General features: G+C 69.3%; 18 protein-coding genes and 1 tRNA gene. 10 read left to right on the forward strand and 9 right to left on the reverse strand.

Translation table 11 applies throughout. The features are described 5' to 3' along the window. Positions 1-175: 175 nt before the first annotated feature. The 3 genes from DEI86_RS06470 to DEI86_RS06480 form a co-directional block, all read right to left on the reverse strand. Positions 176-2152, reverse strand: coding sequence for an ATP-dependent endonuclease (locus DEI86_RS06470; RefSeq protein WP_111049090.1), 1977 nt, complete (start codon positions 2150-2152; stop codon positions 176-178). Positions 2153-2414: 262 nt separating this feature from the next. Then, a tRNA-Arg gene (locus DEI86_RS06475) sits at positions 2415-2489 on the reverse strand. Between the two features lie 103 nt (positions 2490-2592). Next, positions 2593-4065 carry an MDR family MFS transporter gene (locus tag DEI86_RS06480; protein WP_111049215.1) on the reverse strand — a complete coding sequence of 491 codons (1473 nt, stop codon included), beginning with the start codon at positions 4063-4065 and terminating at the stop codon, positions 2593-2595. Between the two features lie 313 nt (positions 4066-4378). Here DEI86_RS06480 and DEI86_RS06485 point away from each other — a divergent pair, with 313 nt between their 5' ends. From DEI86_RS06485 to DEI86_RS06500, 4 genes are all read left to right on the forward strand, one after another. After that, positions 4379-5782, forward strand: a complete 1404-nt coding sequence (locus DEI86_RS06485) for an ABC transporter substrate-binding protein (protein WP_111036670.1) — start codon at positions 4379-4381, stop codon at positions 5780-5782. Positions 5783-5789: 7 nt separating this feature from the next. Continuing rightward, positions 5790-6755 carry a carbohydrate ABC transporter permease gene (locus tag DEI86_RS06490; protein ID WP_220038493.1) on the forward strand — a complete coding sequence of 322 codons (966 nt, stop codon included), beginning with the start codon at positions 5790-5792 and terminating at the stop codon, positions 6753-6755. Further along, a complete protein-coding gene (locus DEI86_RS06495) occupies positions 6752-7723 on the forward strand; it encodes a carbohydrate ABC transporter permease (protein WP_111013109.1) in 972 nt (323 codons plus the stop codon). The genes DEI86_RS06490 and DEI86_RS06495 overlap by 4 nt, the downstream gene beginning before the upstream one ends. A gap of 123 nt (positions 7724-7846) precedes the next feature. Continuing rightward, positions 7847-8878: a LacI family DNA-binding transcriptional regulator gene (locus DEI86_RS06500; protein WP_258372028.1), complete on the forward strand. Its 1032-nt coding sequence runs from the start codon at positions 7847-7849 to the stop codon at positions 8876-8878. 86 nt (positions 8879-8964) lie between these two features. Here DEI86_RS06500 and DEI86_RS06505 read toward each other — a convergent pair whose 3' ends face one another. After that, entirely contained in the window at positions 8965-11133 is a 2169-nt protein-coding gene (locus tag DEI86_RS06505; protein WP_111049091.1) for a glycoside hydrolase family 2 protein, read from the reverse strand. Positions 11134-11356: 223 nt separating this feature from the next. On the opposite strand from DEI86_RS06505, the gene DEI86_RS06510 reads away from it, so the two are divergent. Continuing rightward, positions 11357-13015, forward strand: a complete 1659-nt coding sequence (locus tag DEI86_RS06510; RefSeq protein ID WP_111049092.1) for a sialidase family protein — start codon at positions 11357-11359, stop codon at positions 13013-13015. A 60-nt stretch (positions 13016-13075) separates the two neighbouring features. Here DEI86_RS06510 and DEI86_RS06515 read toward each other — a convergent pair whose 3' ends face one another. From DEI86_RS06515 to DEI86_RS06525, 3 genes are all read right to left on the reverse strand, one after another. After that, a complete protein-coding gene (locus DEI86_RS06515; RefSeq protein ID WP_111010489.1) occupies positions 13076-13570 on the reverse strand; it encodes an HNH endonuclease in 495 nt (164 codons plus the stop codon). 339 nt (positions 13571-13909) lie between these two features. Continuing rightward, on the reverse strand, positions 13910-15085 hold the full coding sequence (locus tag DEI86_RS16970; RefSeq protein ID WP_181439717.1) for a C40 family peptidase: 1176 nt from the start codon (positions 15083-15085) through the stop codon (positions 13910-13912). A gap of 355 nt (positions 15086-15440) precedes the next feature. Continuing rightward, on the reverse strand, positions 15441-16133 hold the full coding sequence (locus DEI86_RS06525; protein WP_111010491.1) for a metal-dependent transcriptional regulator: 693 nt from the start codon (positions 16131-16133) through the stop codon (positions 15441-15443). A gap of 128 nt (positions 16134-16261) precedes the next feature. Here DEI86_RS06525 and serC point away from each other — a divergent pair, with 128 nt between their 5' ends. Continuing rightward, the gene (gene serC / locus DEI86_RS06530) at positions 16262-17380 is read left to right on the forward strand and encodes a phosphoserine transaminase (RefSeq protein WP_111026287.1); all 1119 of its coding nucleotides are present in this window, start codon (positions 16262-16264) and stop codon (positions 17378-17380) included. A 108-nt stretch (positions 17381-17488) separates the two neighbouring features. Here the strand turns inward: serC and DEI86_RS06535 are convergent, their stop codons facing one another. Together DEI86_RS06535 and DEI86_RS06540 are read right to left on the reverse strand one after the other, a co-directional pair. Continuing rightward, positions 17489-18226, reverse strand: a complete 738-nt coding sequence (locus DEI86_RS06535) for a DUF3027 domain-containing protein (RefSeq protein WP_146244873.1) — start codon at positions 18224-18226, stop codon at positions 17489-17491. 2 nt (positions 18227-18228) lie between these two features. Then, complete coding sequence (locus DEI86_RS06540) at positions 18229-18606, reverse strand: cold-shock protein (RefSeq protein WP_111010494.1); 378 nt, start codon at positions 18604-18606, stop codon at positions 18229-18231. A gap of 217 nt (positions 18607-18823) precedes the next feature. On the opposite strand from DEI86_RS06540, the gene DEI86_RS06545 reads away from it, so the two are divergent. The 4 genes from DEI86_RS06545 to DEI86_RS06560 all read left to right on the forward strand — a co-directional run bounded on the left by DEI86_RS06545 (position 18824) and on the right by DEI86_RS06560 (position 23388). After that, a complete protein-coding gene (locus DEI86_RS06545; RefSeq protein WP_111010495.1) occupies positions 18824-19042 on the forward strand; it encodes a hypothetical protein in 219 nt (72 codons plus the stop codon). A gap of 28 nt (positions 19043-19070) precedes the next feature. Next, entirely contained in the window at positions 19071-20834 is a 1764-nt protein-coding gene (locus DEI86_RS06550) for a helicase-associated domain-containing protein (RefSeq protein ID WP_111049095.1), read from the forward strand. A gap of 48 nt (positions 20835-20882) precedes the next feature. Next, on the forward strand, positions 20883-22574 hold the full coding sequence (locus tag DEI86_RS06555) for a DNA repair helicase XPB (RefSeq protein WP_111013100.1): 1692 nt from the start codon (positions 20883-20885) through the stop codon (positions 22572-22574). A 118-nt stretch (positions 22575-22692) separates the two neighbouring features. After that, a complete protein-coding gene (locus DEI86_RS06560; RefSeq protein WP_111010498.1) occupies positions 22693-23388 on the forward strand; it encodes a response regulator transcription factor in 696 nt (231 codons plus the stop codon). Positions 23389-23404 lie beyond the last annotated feature (16 nt).

Consider the following 23404-nt stretch of genomic DNA (forward strand, 5'->3'; position numbering starts at 1 on the left):
AGGAGGCTGAAGAAGTGCGGGGCGTCGAGCCAGAGAGCGGCAAGCAGGTCGCGGCGTTGCACGTGGGTTGTCCGCGCGATTCTTGGCACGGCGTGGTCCTCCGTTCTGTGGCCAGGATAATGCCGGACGTCCGGCTTTGCAAGCATAAGCGTTCTTGCCGACTCAAGATGGCCCGCTAATGAAATGACGCGAGGGTTTCGACGGCAGTTCGCAATGTCGCAGGAAGATCATTCAAGTCCGCGTCGAGCACGGCATTGCGATAGGCAAACAGATCCTTCTTGGTTCGCGATTGCACAGACCCTCCAGCTCCCGTGAGCGACGTTACGAATGACGGCCAGCCGCTGAGCTCCTCCTCGAGGTCGTCATGCCAAATAGTGTAATCCTCAGCGACAAGGCTGGGTGCGCCGAAAACAAAAGGTGCGGTGCCGGCTACGGCCATCGACGCGGGCAGCCACGCGATAATGTCGTCGGTCGACTTCTTGTGACTGGCATGTGCGTTTGCCTCGGCGATTGAGTCAGCAGGGTACTTTCGCTTAGCCCCAAGGAAATCCCCGTCAGCAAATACAAAGACGGGAATACCTAGGTCCTTGAGGATTTCGAAGGGGATGCGGATACTTTCCTTGCTGGACATCTCAAGAACAGAGATACCGAGCGCATCAAGATCGTGACCGAGCCTGCTGGCAATAGCCTCGATAACGGCACGGTCTGTGTCACCTTCAACTAGAGCAACGGCATCCGCGAAGAATCCCTCCGCGAACTGGGTCGGAACCCGCTTGTCGACAATTTTGTCGATCTTCGCCACGTCGATGCCAGTTCGGCCGTTCAACTTGGAGGAATTCGTGTGAGCGACATTGCTTTCACCGGCAGCAAGGGTGAACCGTCGCAAGGACGAAAACTGTTCGGGTCGCACGAAGTAAGGACTATGGGTCGCGACGATGACTTGTGCGCGTGGTTGCGCACTGAGCTCTGTCAAAGTTCGAGCAAAAGAGCGTGCGCGAATCGGGTGCTGATAGATCTCAGGCTCCTCGATGCAGACGATGAGGCTCGGAAGCTCGTCGAGCTCTAGTTGCAGGCGCGCCGCGGCCGCGTCGGCATCCTCCCCCTCTTCAGCAGCGTGACCGGCGCGGGTGGACTCCGCGTCGGGCACCAATGCCTGCAGCATGGAAATCATGACGGCGCGTTGAACACCGTGCCCCTGCCTGCTGAGGTCGTTCTTGACCCCGTCGATCTCCACGTCAGTGGTCACGGATGCATCTGTCTTGGGCGCCCATTCGGGGATGGTGGGAGTCAAGGAAACGGAAGCGTTTGGAATCAGTGTCGCCAGCTTCGCGTTCACGCGAACCGCCTGCGTGCGGGTCGACTCTTCGACGTTTTCCTTCACCTTCCGACGGAGCTCCGAAAGGATGGTCTCGTTGTCAGTCAGCCACTCGGCCTGCGCCCGCGCTCCCGCTTCCGTCATGAAGGCACCGATCAACTCGTTCAACGCGGAACCCTTGCCTGCTTCACCAACCTGGCTCGACATGTCCGTAGACGCGGGGACCAGGATCAGACGCACGCAATCGCGGATGACGTTGGAACCGTTGATTCCAAACATGTGAGTGGCATCGTCGTCCGATACGGACTCTAGCAGAGCTGAATTTTTCGGGTCGTCTTCCCACGTGGCAAGGGCGGCATGAACTTCGTCGCGAGACGGAGATTTTCCGAGGTCCGGCAGGTCAGTATGCGCACCGCGAAGGGTGACATAGGCGGGCCGGAAGTCGCCTACCTTGGTGAATGCGCGCACTTCTGCGAAGTTCGGCCCTTGCATCGCGTTTCCGACGACCTTGTCCTTTTCGTCCTTTTTCCAGGTCCGCCTGAAAGTAGCCGTGGTTGCCCGCCCATACTGCTTCAAGCGGCGGCGGTCCGCAGCCGTGAGCCCCGAAAACGTCACGGCGACCTCGATCACGCAATCATCGTCGACCGTAACGCCTTCCTCGTATCCGCAGACGTCCGACACGGTAAGCGCACGCCCGTGGAAGAACCAGTCGAGTGCGTACAAAATTGACGACTTGCCTGATCCGTTAGCGCCTACGAGTGCAGCGTAATCGTCGACATCGACAGTCACGTCTCTAAGGCTTCGATAGTTCTTAATTTCGATACGGCTGATCTTCATGATTCCCCCAGCTTTCTGACCGGATTATGAACGGCGGCATCAGCCACTGACTATAGTGGAAATCACAACCTCATCGGTACTCCCCGCAGAGGGGCTCAAAACGAGAAAACGACGTACCTACGCACGCGCCCTGACGGGACAAGAACCTTTTGACAGGGGTGGCCGGAACGTCCGTTGGTTTCCGCGCAGTGAAAAAGTCCGATACGGCATAGCCGATCGGACTGCTCGGACCCCTGTCATAGAGGATACGTATTCATAGTATTGGTGCCCCTGGAGGGACTCGAACCCCCAACCCTTTCCTTAGGACGGAACTGCTCTTCCATTGAGCTACAGAGGCAGGCGTCAGCCACTCTACCGGCCCCACCACGGACGGACGGGAGGCGCGACACCAGCCGTGCCGCGCCTCCCGTCCTATCGATGTGGGGGGGGTGGGGCGGCTCCTACGCGGACGCCACCGGCTGCTCGGCCCCGGCCTCGGCCCGCGCAGCTGCGGTCGCGGGCGCAGCGCCGAGCGCCGGCTCCGCGTCCTCAGCGGCCCCGGCGGTAGACGCCACCCCGCCCCGCGCCGCCCGCCGGTGCCCCGGCAGGAACAGCACGGCGACCAGGAGCACGACGGCGATCGCGGCGATCGCGACGAACACCAGGTGCATCGCGGTCATGAGCCCGGCGCCCTCGGGGACGCCGGCGGCGTTGAGCTGCACGTGCGCGTTGACGACCGCGCCGAACACCGCGACGCCGATGGCCGAACCCATCGAGCGGGCGAACATGTTCGTGCCGGTCACGGCACCGCGCTCGCTCCAGGTGGCAGATGACTGGGCGGCGATCAGGGTCGGCACGGCGGTCAGGCCCATGCCCGCGCCGATGACGAAGCAGAACAGGGCGACGAGCCAGATCGACGAGTGCACGGCGAGCGTGATGGTGAGCACCGCACCGATGAGCACGAGCGTCGACCCGATGACCGAGGTGACGCGGAACCCGAACCGCAGGTAGAAGCGCCCGGCCTGCGACGCCGAGATCGGCCATCCGAGGGTGAGCGCCGCGAGCGCGAACCCGGCGATCAGGGCCGAGGCCCCGAGGACGTCCTGCGCGTAGATCGGCACGTAGGTGGACAGGCCCATCACGATGACGCCGATGATGAGTGACGCGATCGTGGACGCGGCGACCACGCGCCGCTTCAGCAGGCCGAGCGAGAAGATCGGCTGCGCGACGCGGAGCTCGACGACGACGAACGCGACCAGGAGGACCGCGGCGGCGATGAAGATCGCGAACGACGCGGGGGCGTCCCAGGCCCACGACGTCCCGCCCTCGAGCAGACCGAGCAGGAGCGCGGTCGTCCCGCCGCCGAGCAGGGCCGCGCCGAGGGAGTCGATGCGCTGCCGGTCCTGCGACGCGTCACGCTGCTCGTGGTAGGCGCGGATGAGCATGACGCCGGCGACGATGGCGAGCGGGATGTTGATCCAGAAGATCCACCGCCACGCGCCGATCTGGCTGAACAGGCCACCGAGGGTCGGCCCGACGACCGAGGCGATGCCCCAGACCGAAGCGAGGTAGCCCTGCGTCTTCGCGCGCTCCTCGAGCGTGTAGATGTCGCTCGTGATCGTCATCGAGATCGGCAGCACGGCGCCCGCGCCGAGGCCCTGCACGACCCGCGCCAGGATGAGGACGGGCATCGACCACGCGGCGCCACACAGCACCGAGCCGAGCAGGAACAGGCCGATCCCGACGAGCAGCAGACGCTTGCGGCCGAGCACGTCGGCGAGGCGCCCGTAGATCGGCACCGAGACCGCCTGCGCGAGCAGGTACACCGAGAACAGCCAGGGCAGCTGCTGGAAGTGCCCGAGGTCCTTGGCGATGGACGACGACGCCGTCGCGATGATCGTGGAGTCGAGGGCGACCAGTGCGGTCGCGAGCATCAGGGCCAGGAGGATCGGGCCGCGCTCGGAGCGCAGGCCCACGCCGGAGCGGGCAGGAGGTGCAGAGGGTGCAGACACCCCCGGGGCAACTCCGAGCGCTGGCTCAGCATTCCGTCGACACGCGTGACGCCGTCGAACACCCGTCGTCCTGCTGAACACCGCGATCCCGGGGCTCGACGGGACGATCGGTGTGCAACGTCGGCACGGCGATGTCGGAACGGATTGCAACGATGCAAAAACTGCCCTATGGTTGCGGCGTCGCCCCGGCTGGCACGCCCGGCGGCTCTCTGATCAACGACGATAGGAAGACCCCATGATCCTTCGAGGACAGGCAGCGCGGCGCCCGACCGCGCGTACCCGAGGTCGCGGCGCGGCGGCGATCGCGCTGGCCGCCGTCGCCGCGATCGGCCTCGCGGCCTGCTCGAGCAGCGGTAGCTCGACGGCGAGCGGAGCCGGGCACTCGTCCCCGAGCCCGTCGTCCACGACGACGGCCTCCTGCTCCTCGTCCGCCACCAAGCTGACGTTCTGGGGATGGCCGGCCGGCTACGACCTCGCCGTCGAGGAGTTCAACAAGACCCACCCCGACGTCTGCGTCGCGCTCGAGAACGCCGGTGCGTCGACGCAGGAGTACACGAAGCTCACTGACGCGATCAAGGCGGGCAACGGCGCTCCGGACGTGGCGACGATCGAGTACTTCGAGCTGCCGTCGTTCGAGGCGACCAACAGCCTCGTCGACCTGGCGGACCAGGGCATCGCCTCCGCGAAGAAGAACGAGGCGCCCGCCGCATGGTCGCAGGTGTCACAGGGGTCGCACGTCTACGCGATGCCCGTGGATCTCGGCCCGATGGCGCTGTTCTACAACCAGAAGCAGTTCGCCTCGGCGGGCCTGAGCGTCCCCACGACGTGGGAGCAGTTCGCGTCCGAGGCGGCGACGCTGCACCGCAAGGACCCGAAGGCCGCGATCACGAACTTCGACCCGGAGAGCGCGCAGGACGTCCTCGCCTTGATGCAGCAGTACGGCGCGTTCCCCTTCACCTACACGGGCGGATCGAAGCTCGGCATCCACTTCACCGGGACGAAGGAGATGCAGTTCGCCAAGTACTGGCAGGACCTCATCTCCGCGAAGGAGGCCACCACGACCGCGGACTTCTCCCCCGCTCAGTGGTCCGCCTTCGACAACGGTGCGGCCGCATCGCGCCTCAGCCCGGCGTGGGGACCGGTGGGCATGCAGCTCAGCATCAAGAACACCATCGGTGATTGGCAGACCGCACCGCTGCCGCAGGTGACGGCGGGCGGGACCGCTGCCGGCAACTGGGGCGGCTCGACCCTCGCGGTCGTCAAGGGCACCAAGCACGCCAAGGCGGCGACCGAGTTCGTCAAGTGGTTCGGCGGCTCCGACGCGTCGTGGAAGATCCTCAGCGGCGACGTCGGGGGTGCGTTCCCGGGCTACCTGCCGCTCCTCGACGACACGGCCTTCCAGCAGAAGACGCTGAAGATCACGGGCACGACGACGCCGAACACGGTGTTCGCAGCCGCGGCGAAGGACATCGACCCCGCACAGTTCCCGCCGATCATGACGGCAGCGCTGACCCAGTGGACCTCGACGTTCGCCGGCGTGACGAAGGGGACCGAGACGCTGCAGCAGGCGTTCACGAAGTTCCAGTCCCAGATGACGTCGTACGCGAAGTCGCAGGGCTTCACCGTGAACGGGTCGTGACGCTGCCGTGACCGGACTGACCGACCTGTCGGAGCGGAGCGTGCGGCAGCGCACGCCCGCTCCGGCGGGAGCCACGCCGAGCGCTCGTCGCCGCCCCCGTCGCGCCGTGCGGGAGTCGGCAGGCCTCGTGTTCATCACGCCCGGGATGCTCATGCTCGGGCTCTTCATGCTCGTACCGACCATCTACGCGCTCTGGTCGAGCCTGTACTCGACCAGGATCATCGGCGGACACCAGTTCGTCGGAGCCGCGAACTACGTCACGATCCTGCACTCGGCGGACTTCTGGTCCGGCGTCGTGCGCGTGCTCGTGTTCGGCGTCGTCCAGGTGCCGGTCACCCTCGCGCTCGCGTTCCTCTTCGCCGCCCTGTTCGACGCCGGGGTGATCCGCGCCAGCAAGTTCTTCCGCACCGTGTTCTTCATGCCCTTCGCCGTCCCCGGTGTCGTCGCGGCCGTGATGTGGTCGTTCCTGCTGTTGCCGGGCTTCGGGCCCTACGCGCAGATCCTCCGCGGTCTCGGGCTCGGCAACGTCGACTTCTTCTCGAGCGGTCTGATCCTGCCGACGATCATGCTCATCGTCGTGTGGGAGTGGACCGGCTACAACATGACGATCATCTACACGTCGCTGAAGTCGATCCCGCGCGAGGTCACCGAGGCCGCGATCATGGAGGGCGCCTCGCTCTGGCGCATCATCACGCGGATCAAACTGCCGATGGTGATGCCGTCGGTCGTGATGCTCGTGTTCCTCAACGCGGTGGGGGCATTGCAGTTGTTCACCGAACCGTCCATCCTCGCGGCGTTCCAGCCGCAGGCGGTCTCGTTCGGGTTCACCCCTTCTCTCTACGTCTACAACACGGCGGTCGGCAGCGGCCAGTACGAACTCGGCGCCGCAGCCGCGATCGTGCTCGCGGTGATCATCGGTGCCATCTCGGTGGCCGGGTTCGCGTTCCGACGTCAGAACGGAGAATTCCGATGACCACCACCCGCACGACCGGTCACGTGACCGCATCCGGCCGGGAGGCGGGGCGCACGTCGCACCCGCACCGTGCCTCCCGGCTGCCCGCCGACCAGATCGACCCGCGCCTCTACGGACTGCCGCGCGGGACGAGCGTCGTCCTGACGGCACTCGCCGGGGTCTTCGCGGTGTTCGTGCTCGCACCGCTCGTGTGGCTCCTCGTCAACGCGACGAAATCGCAGGCGGACATCTACTCGAGCTTCGGGTTCTGGTTCGCCGGCCCCTTCCGGCTCTGGGACAACCTCGCCGCACTCGGCCAGGACATCAGCGGCGCGGGCGTGTTCGTGCGATGGCTCGGCAACACCCTCGTCTACGCGATCGGCGGCGCCATCGGGGCGACGATCCTGTCCGCGCTCGCCGGGTACGGGTTCTCGCGCTACCGGTTCCGGGGTGCCAACGCCCTGTTCTTCCTGGTGATGGCGACCCTGCTGGTGCCCATCACCTCCATCGCGCTGCCGCTGTTCCTCGTGTACTCGAAGGTCGGGCTCGTCAACTCGATCTGGGGCATGATCCTGCCGAGCATGGTGTCGCCCGTCGGCATCTACCTCATGCGCACCTACATCGACTCCTCGGTGCCGAAGGACCTCATCGAGGCCGCGCGGCTCGACGGTGCGGGCGAACTGCGGATCTTCGTCCGGCTCGCGCTGCCGCTGTCGCTCCCGGGCCTGATGACGGTGCTGCTCATCTCGGTCGTGGCGATCTGGAACAACTACTTCCTGCCGCTCGTGATCTTCAGCAAGAACGGGCTCTACCCGCTGACGGTCGGGCTCTCGGCGCTGTCGCAGGCGGCCGAGACCGGGTCGAAGTCCGAGCTGGTGCCGGTGCTCATCACGGGCGGGCTCGTCACGGTCCTGCCACTGATCGTGCTGTTCCTGCTCCTCGAGCGCTACTTCCGGGGCGGCCTGCTCCAGGGCAGCACCACGGGGTGACCCTGGCGATCAGGGGACTGCGCGATACTGATCGGAGCAGCGCGCACTGGACCGAGCTGCCCAACGCGTGCCCCCGGGGCGTGATGCCGGGCGTGGGAGCACGACGACGATCGCGGAGGGAACGTGCCTGAGGGACCTCCGCGGCTGCGCGACGTGGCCGAGCGTGCCGGCGTCTCCATCCGCACGGTGTCGAACGTCGTCAACGGCTACGCGCGGGTGTCCGAGGCCAAGCGCGTCCGGGTCGAGGAGGCCGTGGCGGAGCTCGGGTACCGGCCGAACGTGCTCGCCCGGAACCTCCGGAACGGGCGGAGCGGGCTCATCGCGCTCATCGTCCCGGAGATCGACGTCCCGTACTTCGCCGAACTCGCCCGTGCGGTCGTGTCACACGCTCAGACGCTCGGCCTCACGGTGGTGGTCGACCAGACCGACGGGCAGCCGGACCGCGAGCGGGAGCTCATCCAGGGGGACGGCAACGCGGTGCTGTTCGACGGCGTGATCTTCAGCCCTCTGGCGCTGTCACGCGGCGACCTGCCGGCTCCGGATCGGGGCCGGGCACTCGTGCTGCTCGGTGAGCGGATCGCCGACAGCGGGTACGACCACGTCGCCATCGACAACGTCGCCGCGGCGCGGGCAGCGACGGAGCACCTGTTCGCGATCGGTCGCCGGCGGATCGCGGCCATCGGTGACCAGCCCTACGACACGGGAGAGACCGCGCAGCTCCGCACCCGCGGGTACGAATCGGCACACGAGGCGCGGGGCGTGCCGGTCGACCGGTCCCTCGTCGTCCCGACGGCGAACTTCCACTTCTCGGACGGGGCTCGCGCGATGACCGAGTTGCTCGAGCACCCCGACGGGCCACCGGACGCCGTGTTCTGTTACAACGACCTCGTCGCGATGGGGGCGATGCGCGTGCTCCTCTCGCAGGGTCGGCGCGTGCCCGAGGACGTCGCGCTCGTGGGCTTCGACGACATCGAGGCGGCCGCGTACCAGACGCCGTCGCTCACGACGGTCCGGCCGGACCGCGAGACCATCGCTCGGTTGGCCGTCGAGCGGCTCGTCGCGATCCTCGACGGCACCGCGGAGGGGGAACCCGGGGACCACTACGCGGGACACGAGCTCGTGGTCCGCGAGAGCACGGTCGGCCGGACCTCGTAGGTCCGGCCGACCGTCGGGCCTCCCGCTGCCGGATCGGTCCACCTGAGCGAGCCGTCCCGGCCGGGCGATCCGTGCCTCCAGACCGGTCAGGCGCGGACGACGTCCAGCGCACCGCGTCCGACGACCCGGCCGTCCTGCTCGAGCAGGACGTGCAGGCGAGCCTGCACGTGTCCCTCGGGCAGCTCGGCGTGGACCCGGACGTGCTCGGACAGGGTGAACGGCGACGCGGTGGCGGTACCGACGGCTTCCATCGACGCGGTGGGCTCCAGCCCGAAGACCGGTCCCCAGCCGACGCTGACCTGGACGTCGATGTCGTCGACCCCGTGATGCGAGACCGCGACGCCGAGGTCGACTGTGCCGTCCGTCGTGACGACGTCCCGGCCGGGTGCGATCGGCAGGATGTCGAACACCGGGACGGTCTCGCCGTTGGCGTGGGCGGGTGGCCGGCCGCCGTGGTCCTTCACGACGCGGTTCGTGTCGACGATGCCGGCGGACTCGTGCTCGATGTCGTTGAGTTCGGTCCACACCCAGCCCGAGATGCGGTCGTGCTTGCGCAACTGCTGGGTCTGCCAGTGCAGGTTCCACCCGCGGTCGATCGAGGTCCAGCCGCCGCCGAACTCGCTGTTGAGGAACGGGACGTCCCGGGGGACCGGACCGTCCACCATGAGCAGCTTCTGGACGATGGTGTCGACGGCGATCGCCACCGGGAACGACGGCGCGTCGGCGTCGACGAGGTCCTGGACCTTCCGTGCCCAGCCCGCCGGGTGCTCGTCGTACACGTGCCAGTCGACGAGGTCGGTGTCGAGGTGCGTCCAGCCGGAGTTGTCGACGACGGGACGTGATGAGTCGAGGTCCGTGAGCTCGCGGACGGCGTCGCGGACGACCTCCTGCTTGGCCGGGTCCTCGGGGAGCGCCCAGTCGAGGCCCCACTCCTCGTTGTACAACCCCCACACGACGATGCTCGGGTGGTTCCCGTCGCGCCGCACCATCGGGGCGATCTGGTCCGCGAACGCGGCCGCGCCCTCGGCGGAGAACCGACCGGTGGACGCGGGCTCGGCCCAGACGAGCATCCCCAGGCGGTCGGCGTGGTGGTGGAACCGGGGGTCCTCGAGCTTGAGGTGCTTGCGGACGAGGTTGAAGCCGGCGTCGCGCGCGATCTCGAGATCGCGGACGAAGTCCTCGTCGGTGAGCGCGGTGATGCCGCTGTCCGGCCAGTACCCCTGGTCGAGCACGCCGCGGAGCGAGATGCGGGTGCCGTTGAGGAAGATCGCGTCCCCGCGTGTCGTGATGCTGCGGAGCCCCGTGCTGCCGCCGACGACGTCGACGCCGTCCGCCGAGGTGACCTCGACCTCGACGCGGTAGCGGTTCGGCTCCGCGGGCGACCAGAGCTTCGGGGCGCTGATGTCGACCAGCACACCCTCGCTGAGTTCGCCGGCGTCGACGAGCAGGGTGCCCACCTCGACGTCGGAGCCGATCTCGGTCGTGGTGACCCGTGCGGTGGCGCCGGCGGCGTCCGGGCCCGTGATCGTTCCCGAGACGACGATCCCGTCGAGGCGGGGGTTCGGCCGGAGCACGAGCGTGCCGAGGTGGGTCGCCGGACGGGACTCGAGCCACACCGGCTGCCAGATCCCGCTCGAGGGGGTGAACGCGCAGCTGTCGTAGTCGTCGCGGGGAACGCTCCGCTGCTTGCCGTGCGCGATGCCGCGCTTGTCGATCGGCGCGGCGACCTCGACGACGAGCTCGTGCACGTCGTCGCCCACGAGCGCGTCCGTGATGTCGAACTCGAACGGGACGTACCCACCCACGTGGGTCCCGACGCGCACGCCGTCCACCGAGACGGTCGCTTCGTGGTGCACGGCGCCGAAGTGCAGCACGGTCCGCTGGCCCGCCCAGTCCGCCGGGACCGTGAAGGACCGACGGTAGCGGGCGCGGTCGAGCCAGTGCGCCTCGATGCCCGAGCGCGGGGTCTCCCAGGCGAACGGCACGAGGATCTGTTCGGTCGCCTGGGTGCTGACGCCAGCGGCGTCGTCCCCAGCGGCTCCCTCGCTGCCAGCGCGGTCGGCGGCGGCGCCGCGTCGGAACTCCCACACACCGTTCAGGGTCTGCCAGTGGTGCGACCGGTCGAAGTGGGGCCGTGGGTACTCCGCGCGCGGCACGGACTCCTCCGGGTGGGACCCGGTCGTGCTGTCGGACGGCTGGCCCGGACCGGCGGTCGTGTCGGTCGGCCGAGCCGGGCCGGTGGTCGTGGTCGTCATCGTCGATGCCCTTCGGAGTGCGGTGGTCTCCGCGCAAGCTAGCAGCGTTCTTGCATCGTTGCAATTTTCTCTCGGACTGCTCTTGCGTGGACGCACAGCGTCGTCCTAGCATCCGGTACGTCCGGTGCTGCAACGATGCAAAATCTGCATGGTCGCAGCACCCCCGCGGCCCGACGCGCGCCCACCACACCATCGCAACGAAGCGAACCCCGGAGGTCGCACCATGCACCGACACCCACGTCTGTTCGCACGGATCGGGCTGCTCGCAGCCGCCGTCGCGATCGCTGCACTCGGCGGCACCGTCCTCCCCGGCACGGCCGAGGCCGCCACCACCTCGAGCGGCACTCTCCACCACCCGAGCACGGCGAGCGGTTCCACCGAGGACGCCAGCTACCCCCGTGTCATCCGACTCCAACACAGCGGCAGCGCGAACGGCACGCTCCTGGCCACGTTCTCGCACTCCGGCACCGGCGTGACGAAGGCGAACTTCCCCATCTACCGGTCGACGAACAACGGCGTCACCTGGACCTCGTCACCGATCAGCACCGTCACCGACACCCAACACGGGTGGGACCTCGACGGGCCGACGCTGTACGAACTCCCGCAGGCCGAGGGGAACCTGCCCGCCGGCACGATCCTGGCGGCGGGGACGGCCTGGAACCACGGCGACTACACCCAGCAGGCGGTCGAGGTGTTCGCGTCGACGAACCAGGGCGCGAGCTGGAGCTACCGCAGCTCCTGCGCGAGCGAGTCCGGCACCGCGAACACCATCGGGCACGGCATCTGGGAGCCGGAGTTCGACGTCGCCGCGAACGGTGACCTCGTGTGTTACTTCTCGGACGAGCGCCCCTCGTCGAACAACTACAACCAGGTGCTCGCGCACGTCGTCTCGACGAACGGCGGCTCGACGTGGGGTGCCGAGACCTACGACGTCGCCGTGCAGAACGGTGTTGAACGCCCCGGGATGGCGACGGTGGTGAACCTCCCGAACGGCACCTACGCGATGACCTACGAGGACTGCAAGAACGGGTACGACCCGGACCAGGCGTGCGACGTGTACATCAAGACGACCTCGAACGCCGAGTCGTGGAACCCGTCCAGCCTGGGCACGCGGATACAGACGGCGGACAGCCGCTTCCTCCTCCACACGCCCTACCTGACCTGGTCACCGGCCGGTGGCAGCAACGGCACGCTCATCGCCTCGGGCCAACGCGTGGTCGCGGGCAACGACGGCGCACTCGCCGTGCAGCCCGAGAGCGGGCACGTGCTCTTCGTCAACAAGAACCTCGGCGTCGGGGCGTGGCAGGAGATCACGACCGCGGTCACGACGGACCCGACCGGGGGCTACGACAGCGGTGAGACCTCGTGTGCCGGATACAGCTCGCCGCTCCTGGCCGACCCGTCCAGCTCGAGCTTCCTGATGCTCGCCGGCGTCCACGTCAGCACCGGCAAGTGCGAGACCGACTTCGCCACCGCGACCCTGCCGACCCACCAGGGGCAGATCACCGGTCCGGGCACCACGGGCAAGTGCCTCGACGTCAACACGAACACGAACACGAACGGCAACGCGGTGCAGCTGTACACCTGCGGTACCGCGACCGGCCAGCAGTGGGCGCTCGAGACGGACGGCACGATCCGGGCCTACGACAAGTGCCTCGACATCGTCGGCAACGGCACCGCGAACTCGACCAAGGTCGAGCTGTGGGGATGTGACGCCGCCGGCGGGCAGCAATGGGTCGCACGGAGCGACGGTTCGCTCTACAACCCGCAGTCCGGACGCTGCCTCGACGACCCGCAGGCGCAGACCGCCGACGGGACACAGCTGCAGATCTACGACTGCAACGGGCTCTCGACGCAGCAGTGGCACGTGCCCACGACCTGAGTGTCGGACGGGAGGGACTGTGCGGGTCTGCATCGTCCCTCCCGTCCGACGCCCGCCGGGTCAGGCGGCAGCGAGGTACTCGTCCCAGTCCGGCTGCGGCCGCTCGATGCCGCGCACGATCCACGCCGTGCCGTGCGGAGCACGTGGGCGGAAGCGCAGCGTCCAGCCCATCTCGTGCGGCGTGCGGTCACCCTTGACGTTGTTGCAGGCCAGGCAGCACGCGACGAGGTTCTCCCACGAGTCCGCACCGCCGCGGGACTTCGGGTGCACGTGGTCGATCGTCGTGGCGTGCCGGTTGCAGTAGGCGCAGCGGTTGCCGTCGCGGCGCAGCACCCCGCGGCGGGACACGGGGACGAGTCGGCTCTGCGGGATGCGCACGTACCGGGTGAGGACGATGACCGACGGCCGGTCGTAGCTCGTGGTGGAGCCGAAGACCGGGTGGTCGGCGTCGGCGGTGATGACGGTGGCCTTCTGGTTCATGACCAGGACGAGGGCCCGTCGGAACGAGATCACCGCGAGGGGTTCGTAACCGGCGTTGAGGACGAGAGTGCGCATGGGGTCCCTTCCGACGTGCCTGGACGGCTTCCAGGCGGACGACGCTGCTCACGGTTCCCTCGGTCCTCGAGCGGGTGACCCGACCCCGGAAGCAGAAGAGCACCGCCCTGGTGGGCGGTGCTCAGTTCGCGGGCGCGTGCTGGGGCACGCGGCAGGTCGTGGTCGACCATATGTCGACGTGCGCGCGCCGACCCATGGTGCGGGTCGTGCGGCAGGCTGGCATGTGATCTCCCGTTCGAGGTCGAGTGGACCGTGTCGCCAGGTTAACCCAGAAACCGGCCCGACACGAGAGCGTGTGGACCGGTTTCCGGTGCGTTCAGCGGGCCTGGGCCCGTCCGTTCACTTGATGCCGAAGCGGACGATGTGGTAGTCGGTCGTCCAGATCGGGCGGATGCTGACCGAGCCGCCGGGCTTCGGGGCGTCCATGATCATGCCGTTGCCCATGTAGAAGCCCTCGTGCGCCTCGGTGTTGAAGATCACGACGTCACCGGGCTGGGCCTCGGAGGTCGGGATCGTCGTGCCGGCGGCGTCCTGCAGCGGCACGGAGTGCGCCAGCGAGATGCCGAACTGGGCGTAGACGTACATGACGTAGCCGGAGCAGTCGAAACCGGCCGGGGTCGCACCGCCGTAGACGTACGGCGTGCCGATGTACTGCTCTGCGACCGAGACGACCTGCGACAGGCTGAAGCTCGGGTACTTCGGGCTCGCGACGTAGTCCGCGGCGCTCGGACCGGTGTACGAGGCGTACGAGGCGGCGGTCTGCGCGCGGGCCGTGGCGAGGGCGGTGTCGCTCGTCGTGGTCGTCGTCGTCGCGGTGGACGCGGTGACCTTCGGGGCGACGACCTTCGGGGCCGTCGCGGTGTAGCCGTCGCGGACGGTGTCGGCGAGCGCCGCGGTGTTCGCGACGGTGAGCGACTGGCTGTCCGCCGAGCGGAGGTTGCCCTGGGCGACGGCCTGCTGCGAGCCGGCGGTCGGCTGCGGGGCGGTCGCGGCGATGGCGGGGAGCGCCACCGTGCCGAAGAGCCCCGCCGTGATCGTCATGACGGCGACCGGCAGGACCTTGCGCTTCCCGCGCGCGGCTGGCCGGGAGGCGCTGCTCGCGACCGCCGCGCGGCTGGCGGCGGCACGGCGGGCGGCGGTGGCGACCGGGGACTTGGCGAACGACGATGTGACCGGCGCGATGGGGGTCTCGAGCTCCGGGTCGACGGAGCGGACCACGGCGGCGCCGGCCGCGACGGCGGGCTTCGGGGCCGGCTCGGTCGCCGCCACCAGGGTGGCCTCGGCGGCGGGTGCGGCCTCGGCGATGGCCTGCTCGGACGCCGCGGCAGGCTCGGCGGCAGTCGTCGCGGCGACCGTGACCGGTGCGACGGGCGCGGTTGACCCCGTGCGGGCGGCGGCGGCCTCGGCGGCGCGGCGCTCGCGGCGACTCGCGAACTGGATGTCGGTCGAACGGGCGGCGGCACCCGTGGTGGTGTCGGCTCGCTGGGCGTCCGTGGTGGAACCGGTCTGCGTCAAGAGTGTTGTCTCCGGCGCCTCGACTGCACACGCGACCGAGGCCGTCGGGTGCAACCCCATCCGTTCGTCATCGTTTCCGATCAGGCAGGAGACGGGTTCGAGACGTCCTGCCACGGTTCCCGCCAGCTCGCTTCCAGGCTCTGCGGGACTCGTCGAGTGTACGCAACGCCTCCGACGGTGTCGAGGCCTGCGAGCAAGTTGGTAACGATTCGATCAAGAAAGCCTGGTCAGAGGCCGTTTTGACATGTTCCGACGCCGCGCGGGCGGGACCGCCGGAAGTCGTGTAGGCGCCCCGATCCGGGTACCCCGCAGCCCACCGCTCGGGGTACGCCGAGGGGGACGGCATCACCGGCCGTCAGCTGCCGATGTACACGTGCTGTGCGACCTCGACCGGCAGCTCGAGGCCCTGGTCCTCGCCCTCGACCCGCACGGCGACGTACGCTCCGGCGCGCTGCACGCTCGCGGTCCGTCCCGGCATGACCCCGGCGGCACGGAGTTGCGCGAGGAGTTCGGGCTCGAACTGCACGGGTTCGCCCAGGCGGCGGATGGTCCCCGTGCTCACCGTCGACGAGCCGTCGGTCGCGGCGACGATGCTCCGGACGCCGTCGAGGAACCGTCCGGCCGGGGCGTCGCCGAGCTCGTCGAGGCCGGGGATCGGGTTGCCGTAGGGGGACTCGGTCGGGTGGCCGAGCATCTCGATGATCCGACGCTCGACCTGCTCGCTCATGACGTGCTCCCAGCGGCAGGCCTCGTCGTGGACGAAGGCCCAGTCGAGACCGATGACGTCGGACAACAGGCGCTCGGCCAGCCGGTGCTTGCGCATGACGTGGGTGGCCCGCTGGCGACCCTCCGACGTGAGCTCGAGGTGGCGGTCCCCGGAGACGACGACCAGGCCGTCGCGCTCCATGCGGGCGATGGTCTGCGAGACCGTGGGACCCGAGTGTCCGAGTCGCTCCGAGATCCGTGCGCGCAGGGGGACGATCGCCTCCTCCTCGAGGTCGAGGATCGTGCGCAGGTACATCTCCGTGGTGTCGACGAGATCGGTCACCGGAACGCCTCCCCTGTCACGTGCACAACTCCTCCAGCCTACTTGTTCACATGCCGCGGCCCGGACAGTGCTCCACAGGGGGTCGCGCGCTCGTCGGGCGTGGGATACCAGCTCACTAGGATCGACCCATGGCAGACATCGTCATCCCCGCTGACCTCCTCCCCACCGACGGACGCTTCGGCTGCGGCCCGTCCAAGATCCGCGGTGCGCAGCTCGAGTCCCTGGTGACGGCAGGGGCGACGATCCTCGGCACGAGCCACCGTCAGGCGCCCGTCAAGAACCTCGTCGGCAGCGTTCGCGAAGGCCTCGCGACGCTGTTCGACATCCCCGACGGGTACGAGGTCGTGCTCGGCAACGGTGGCTCGACGGCGTTCTGGGACGCTGCCGCGTTCGGCCTCGTCGAGCGCCGTGCCGAGAACCTCTCGTTCGGCGAGTTCGGCTCGAAGTTCGCCAAGGCGGTCGCCGCTCCCTGGCTCGAAGCCCCGCACGTCGTCACCGCGCCCGGTGGATCCCGCTCGGAGCTCGAGATCGTCGAGGGCGTCGACGTCTACGCCTACCCGCACAACGAGACCTCCACGGGCGTGATGGCCCCCGTCGTCCGCGCGGCCGGCGATCCCGGCGCGCTGACCGTCGTCGACGCCACGAGCGCCGCCGGTGGCGTGCAGTTCGACACCGGTGCCGCCGACGTCTACTACTTCGCACCGCAGAAGAACTTCGCATCCGACGGCGGTCTGTGGCTCGCCCTGTTCTCGCCGGCCGCGATCGAGCGCGTCGAGCGCATCGCCGCGAGCGACCGCTACATCCCCGAGTTCCTCAGCCTGAAGAACGCCGTGGACAACTCGCGCCTCGACCAGACGCTGAACACCCCCGCGATCACGACCCTCCTGCTGCTCGACGACCAGATCCGGTGGATCAACGGGTCCGGCGGCCTGGCTTGGGCGGACATCCGCACCAAGGAGTCGTCGAACGCGCTCTACGAGTGGGCCGAGTCCGTCGACTACGCCACGCCGTTCGTCGCCGACCCGGCACACCGGTCGCAGGTCGTCGCCACCATCGACCTCGACGACGCGATCGACGCCAAGGCCGTCAGCGCCGCGCTCCGGCAGAACGGCATCGTCGACACGGAGCCGTACCGCAAGCTCGGCCGCAACCAGCTCCGCATCGCGACGTTCACCGCGATCGACCCCGACGACGTCCGACAGCTCATCAAGGCCATCGACTACACGGTGGCCGCGCTGCGCGGCTGACGGCCGCACGACGGACGACGACGGCCCCCGGGATCCGATCCCGGGGGCCGTCGTGCGCCTCCCGACCAGAGGTCGCCGCAGCGTCCGATCCGGCCGGGAGGCCCGGCGTCACTCCGCCTCGTCCGCCGCCTCGCCATGCCCAGCGCTGGTGCGACCTGCGTCGTCGTCGGAGTCGTCCGCGTCAGAGTCGTCGTCGTCCTCGTCGTCCCCGTCCGCGTCGTCCTCGTCCTCGTCGTCCTCGTCCGAGTCGTCCTCATCCGAGTCGTCCTCGTCCGAGTCGTCCTCGTCCGAGTCCTCGTCCTCCTCGTCACCTTCGACGACGGCGATGGCCTCCTCGACGTCCACGCCGTCGAACGCGTCGTCGCCCAGGTCGTCGTCCTCGTCGGAGTCGTCCTCGTCGTCGTCGTCGAGCAGGTCCTCGTCGTCCTCGTCCGCGTCGTCGTCGTCCTCGTCCGACTCGTCCTCGTCGTCGTCCTCGTCAGGGTCGTCGTCGGAGTCGTCCTCGTCCGAGCCCAGGTCCTCCGCGTCGCCGGCCTCGGCGTCCGCATCCCCCTCTTGCGTCGCCCGGTACTCGGCGAGCCGCTCCGACCACGGCACCCAGTCGGGCGCGAGCAGCGAGCCGTCGCCGGGCATCAGCTCGACCTCGAGCACGGTGGGGTCCTCGCCGTCGACCTGCGCCAAGCTGACGGTCCAGCGCCATCCGGGGTAGCCGGGCATCGTGTTGGCGAACAGCACGGACACCACGCCGTTGCCCTCGTCCACGGTGCCGACGACCGCTCCGACGGTGTCCTCGGGCGTGACCTCGAGCAGCGCGGTACGCGCGAGCCCAGTCGGGTCCTCGATCACGGTCAGGCGTCCAGCTGGTCGGCGACGTGACGGAGGATGGCCGCCGTCCGCGACCCGTTCTTCGGGTAGTGGCCGTGGCGCAGGTCGCCGCTGATGCGGTCGAGCTCCTTCACCAGGTCCTCCACGATGACGGCCATGTCGTCGGCCGAGCGCCGGTTGATCTTCGCGAGGCTCGGACCCTCCTCGAGCACGCGGACCGACAGCGCCTGCGAGCCACGCTTGCCCGCGACGACGCCGTACTCCAGACGCGCTCCGGCCTTGATGGTGGTGACCCCGGACGGGAGCGCCGACGCGTGCAGGAAGACCTGGTCGCCGTCATCGCCCGTGATGAAGCCGAACCCCTTCTGCTCGTCGTAGAACTTGACCTTGCCGGTCGGCATGACTGCACTCCTCGATCTGACGTCCGCGGTGTCCGCGGACGGCGTTCCTTGTCGATCATCCTGTGTCGACTATCCTGAGCCGGTGGCCAAGACCCGATCAACCGCGCGACAGCGTCCCGTTCGGACGCAGGCCACCGGCCCTGCGCAGTCGACCAGGACCCCGGAGCGCCCGCAGACGCCCGAGCCCCCGGTGGCCAATCGTATCGAACGCATTCTGATGTACATGATCGCGGGGATCATCGCGGTCGCACTCGTGTGCTTCCTCGTGCTCATCGTGGCGTGGCTCACGGTCGGGTCCATCCCCGGCACGGGCATCTGGCCGACGGTCGAGGCCTTCCCGCTCATCGGCTTCCCGATCGGGCTGCTGCTCATCATCGCGCTGCTCGCGGTCAACTGGACCAAGCGGGCACGCGAGAACCGGGACGACGCGCGCTGACCCCGCTCCGGGGCGGACGGACACGACGATGACGACGGCAGCCGCCCTCGCCGCCCGACTGCGGGCCATGCCCGACGACGACCTCGTCGCGCTCGTCGCCGCGCGGCGCCTGCCGGGCGCGGCCCTCGCCGCACACGGCCCGTCGGCCGTGGCCGACTTCTTCGACCTCGCGGACGCCCTCCGGACGCCCGACGTCATCGACCGCGCGCTGGCACGACTCCCGCGCGCGACGCTCGCCGCCCTCCAGCACCCCGCCGACGCGGACCCCGCGGCACTCGCGCCCGCCGTGGCACTCGGCCTCACCGACGGAGCAGAGCTCGACGACGCGGTCGCCGCGCGACTCGCCGAGCATCCGGAGTTGCGACCGGACGACGCTCCCCGGCCGGGAGGCCCGACCCCCGTCCCGCAGGACGTCGACCGGGTGCGCGCGGTGGCCGCCGAGACGGCGTTCGCGACGCTGACGTCACTCGCCGAACTGGTCCGCGCGGTCGCCGCGGACGAGGTGCACGAGCTCGCGAAGGGCGGGATCGGGGCGCCGCTCGCGCGGCACCTCGGCGAGCGCGCCGCGGCCGACCCGGTGCGGGTCCCGGACCTGCTGGCCCTGCTCGCCGAGACCGCGCTCGTCGATCCCACGAGCCCGACGTGGACCGTCACCGACGACGGTCGCGGCTGGCTCGTGGCGCCCTGGCCCCTCCGGTGGGTCGAGCTCGTGGTCCGGTGGCGGGCGACGCTGAGTGATCCGGTGGTCGAGGTCCTCGCCCTCGCCGCGGACGACTGGCGCGGGCTCGAGGCCCTCGGGCGCTGGGCCTACCCCGGCGGCGCGGAGTGGCTCCCCGCGGAACTCGTGCGGAGCGCCGAGACCGCGGAGGCCCTCGGCATCACGGTCGACGGCGTGGTCACCGCGACGGGGCGCGTCCTGTTCGCGGCGCGGACCACCGACGACACCGCGGCGATCGACCACGCCGGCGCCGACCTGCCGTCGACCGTGCCGGGCGTGTACCTGCAGAACGACCTCACCGTCATCGCCCCCGGCCCGCTCGAACCGGCCGACGACGCGGCACTCCGCACCGTGGCCGACGTCGAGGCACCGGGACTCGCGAGCCGCTACCGGATCTCCGAGGACAGCGTCCGCCGCGCACTGCTCGAGGGGTACGACGGAACCGCGGTCCTGGACACGCTCGGCCGACTCTCGGCGGCCGACGTGCCCCAGCCGGTCCGCTACCTGGTGGAGCAGGTCAGCGCCCGTGCCGGCAGCATCGTCGTCGACCACGCCGCTGAGCGGGGCAGCGTGGTGCGGGGTCCCGCCGAGCAGCTCGACCTGGTGTCCGTCGACGCCGAACTGCGCTCACTCGCCTGGGCCCGGCGGTCCCCGACGGTGCTCGTCAGCCCGTACCCGCCCTCGTCCGTGGTCTCCGCGCTCGAGGACCAGCGGTACCCGGCCGTGCTCGCTCCCGCCGCCCGCGTGGCGGACGCGGCTGGGCCTCCCGTTCGTCGCCGGACCGCGCGCACACCCGAGGAGCAGGCGCGCGAGCTCGTGGAGCGCCTCCGCGCCGCGACCCGACGAGGCGACCAGGAGCCCGCGCAGGAGTGGATGGGACGGCAGATCGACCTGGCCGTGCGCGGCAAGGTGGCCGTGCGCGTCGTCGTGCGGATGCCCGACGGCACCGAGGCCCCGTTCACGATCGTGCCGACGTCGGTGAGCGGTGGCCGGATCCGGGGCCGCGACACGCACGCCGACGTCGAGCGGACCCTGCCCCTGTCCCTCGTGGTCGCGGTCGAGCACGTCGCCTGACCGACCGACCCGGACGTCTCGTCCGCGGCGCGGCTAGGCTCGACGGTCATGAACGGGCCACTCATCGTCCAGAGCGACCGGACCGTGCTGCTCGAGGTGGCGCATCCCGAGGCCGAGGACGCGCGACACGAACTCGCGGTGTTCGCCGAACTCGAGCGCGCCCCCGAACACGTCCACACCTACCGCATCACCCGCCTCGGGCTGTGGAACGCCCGCGCCGCGGGCCACGACGCCGACGCGATGATCGACACGCTCGAGCGGTTCGCCAAGTTCCCGGTGCCGCAGAGCGTCGTCGTCGACATCCGTGACACCGTCAGCCGCTACGGCCGCCTCGTCATCCGCCGCGAGGACCCGGCGGACGCGCCGGCGATCGCGAACGACGCGACGGAGGAGCTGGAGCAGCAGCCGAGGCTGGTCCTCACCGCATCGGACCCGTCGATCCTCGCCGAGGTCACCCGCTCGAAGCGGATCGCCCCGCTGCTCGGCGCCCGCCGGTCGGACACCGCCGTCGAGCTCGAGCAGTGGGCGCGCGGCCAGGTCAAGCAGGAGCTCGTCAAGATCGGCTGGCCTGCCGACGACCTCGCCGGGTACACGCCCGGACAACCGCACCGGATCGACCTCGACGAGACCGAGTGGCACCTCCGCGCGTACCAGGAGGACGCGGTCAAGAGCTTCTTCGCCCAGGGGTCCGGTGTCGTCGTGCTGCCCTGTGGTGCGGGCAAGACCCTGGTCGGCGCGGGCGCGATGGCCACCGCCAAGGCGACGACGCTCATCCTCGTCACCAACACGGTCTCGGCGCGGCAGTGGCGCGACGAACTCCTCCGCCGCACGTCGCTCACCCCGGACGAGATCGGCGAGTACTCCGGGAGCGTCAAGGAGGTCCGGCCGGTCACGATCGCGACGTACCAGATCCTCACCGCACGGCGGAAGGGCGTGTACACGCACCTGTCCCTGCTCGACGCCCTCGACTGGGGCCTCATCGTCTACGACGAGGTCCACCTGCTGCCCGCGCCGGTGTTCAAGCTGACCGCGGACCTCCAGGCGCGACGGCGCCTGGGACTCACGGCGACGCTCGTGCGCGAGGACGGCCGCGAAGGCGACGTGTTCTCGCTCATCGGGCCGAAGCGGTACGACGCGCCGTGGAAGGAGATCGAGGCGCAGGGGTACATCTCCCCCGCCGAGTGCTACGAGGTGCGGATCGACCTGCCCCACGAGGACCGCCTCGAGTACGCGGCCTCCACGGACGACGACCGGTACCGGCTCGCCGCGACCTCGCCGGCCAAGACCCCGGTCGTGCGCGACCTCATCGAGAAGCACCGCGGCGAGCAGATCCTGGTGATCGGGCAGTACATCGACCAGCTCGACGAACTCGCGGCGCAGCTCGACGCGGCCGAGATCACCGGGGCGACCCCGATCGACGAGCGCGAACGGCTGTACCAGGCGTTCCGCGAGGGCACGATCGACGTGCTCGTGGTGTCCAAGGTCGCGAACTTCTCGGTCGATCTGCCGGACGCGACGGTGGCGATCCAGGTGTCGGGCTCCTTCGGCTCACGGCAGGAGGAGGCCCAGCGGCTCGGCCGGCTACTCCGCCCGAACAAGGACGGCCTCCCGGCGTCCTTCTACACACTCGTCACGCGGGACACCGTCGACCAGGACTTCGCGCAGAACCGGCAGCGGTTCCTGGCCGAGCAGGGGTACGCGTACACGATCCTCGATGCCGATTCCCTAGCAGCCGCGTGAGCAGATCCGGACGCTCGTCGCCCCCTCGACGTCTGCACCAGGAAATCCCGCCGTCCTGTCAGACAGCGTCCCATCCGTTCCCAGGCAACCCAGAGGCCACGACCAGATACTGGGTCACATGACCGACGGACCGAAGATCCTCATCGTCGACGACGAGCCGAACATCCGCGACCTCCTCACCACCTCGCTCCGGTTCGCGGGCTTCGCCGTCCGCGCGGTGGGCAACGGTGCGCAGGCGATCTCCGCCGTGCTCGAGGAAGAGCCGGACCTCATCATCCTCGACGTCATGCTCCCCGACATGAACGGGTTCGGCGTGACCAAGCGCCTCCGGTCGTCGGGCTACACGTCGCCGATCCTGTTCCTCACCGCCAAGGACGACACCGAGGACAAAATCACCGGACTCACCGTCGGCGGTGACGACTACGTGACCAAGCCGTTCTCGCTCGACGAGATCGTCGCCCGCATCAAGGCGATCCTCCGGCGCACCATGAACGACGAAGAAGACGCGATCATCCGCGCCGGTGAGCTGACGATGGACCAGGACACGCACGAGGTCAGCATCGGCGAGGCGCAGATCGAGCTCTCACCCACCGAGTTCAAGCTGCTCCGCTACCTCATGCTCAACCCGAACCGGGTGCTGTCGAAGGCCCAGATCCTCGACCACGTGTGGGAGTACGACTTCAACGGCGACGCCGGCATCGTCGAGTCCTACATCTCGTACCTGCGCCGCAAGCTCGACCAGTACTCGGCCGAGCCGGTCATCCAGACCAAGCGCGGCTTCGGGTACATGCTCAAGGCCGCCAAGGCGTCCTGATCCAGCAGGTCATCGG

The sequence above is a fragment of the Curtobacterium sp. MCBD17_028 genome, assembly GCF_003234875.1.
In the GTDB taxonomy this organism is placed as follows: Bacteria; Actinomycetota; Actinomycetes; order Actinomycetales; family Microbacteriaceae; genus Curtobacterium.

Bases quoted from the DNA above. Each gene is read 5' to 3' on its own strand.
- DEI86_RS06510 (WP_111049092.1), top strand. From the start codon at position 11,357: ATGCACCGACACCCACGTCTGTTCGCACGGATCGGGCTGCTCGCAGCC.
- DEI86_RS06545 (WP_111010495.1), top strand. From the start codon at position 18,824: ATGTACATGATCGCGGGGATCATCGCGGTCGCACTCGTGTGCTTCCTC.
- serC (WP_111026287.1), top strand. From the start codon at position 16,262: ATGGCAGACATCGTCATCCCCGCTGACCTCCTCCCCACCGACGGACGC.
- DEI86_RS06480 (WP_111049215.1), bottom strand. From the start codon at position 4,065: ATGCTCGCGACCGCACTGGTCGCCCTCGACTCCACGATCATCGCGACG.
- DEI86_RS06550 (WP_111049095.1), top strand. From the start codon at position 19,071: ATGACGACGGCAGCCGCCCTCGCCGCCCGACTGCGGGCCATGCCCGAC.
- DEI86_RS06495 (WP_111013109.1), top strand. From the start codon at position 6,752: ATGACCACCACCCGCACGACCGGTCACGTGACCGCATCCGGCCGGGAG.
- DEI86_RS06505 (WP_111049091.1), bottom strand. From the start codon at position 11,133: ATGACGACCACGACCACCGGCCCGGCTCGGCCGACCGACACGACCGCC.
- DEI86_RS06515 (WP_111010489.1), bottom strand. From the start codon at position 13,570: ATGCGCACTCTCGTCCTCAACGCCGGTTACGAACCCCTCGCGGTGATC.
- DEI86_RS06485 (WP_111036670.1), top strand. From the start codon at position 4,379: ATGATCCTTCGAGGACAGGCAGCGCGGCGCCCGACCGCGCGTACCCGA.
- DEI86_RS06540 (WP_111010494.1), bottom strand. From the start codon at position 18,606: ATGCCGACCGGCAAGGTCAAGTTCTACGACGAGCAGAAGGGGTTCGGC.
- DEI86_RS06555 (WP_111013100.1), top strand. From the start codon at position 20,883: ATGAACGGGCCACTCATCGTCCAGAGCGACCGGACCGTGCTGCTCGAG.
- DEI86_RS06560 (WP_111010498.1), top strand. From the start codon at position 22,693: ATGACCGACGGACCGAAGATCCTCATCGTCGACGACGAGCCGAACATC.
- DEI86_RS06470 (WP_111049090.1), bottom strand. From the start codon at position 2,152: ATGAAGATCAGCCGTATCGAAATTAAGAACTATCGAAGCCTTAGAGAC.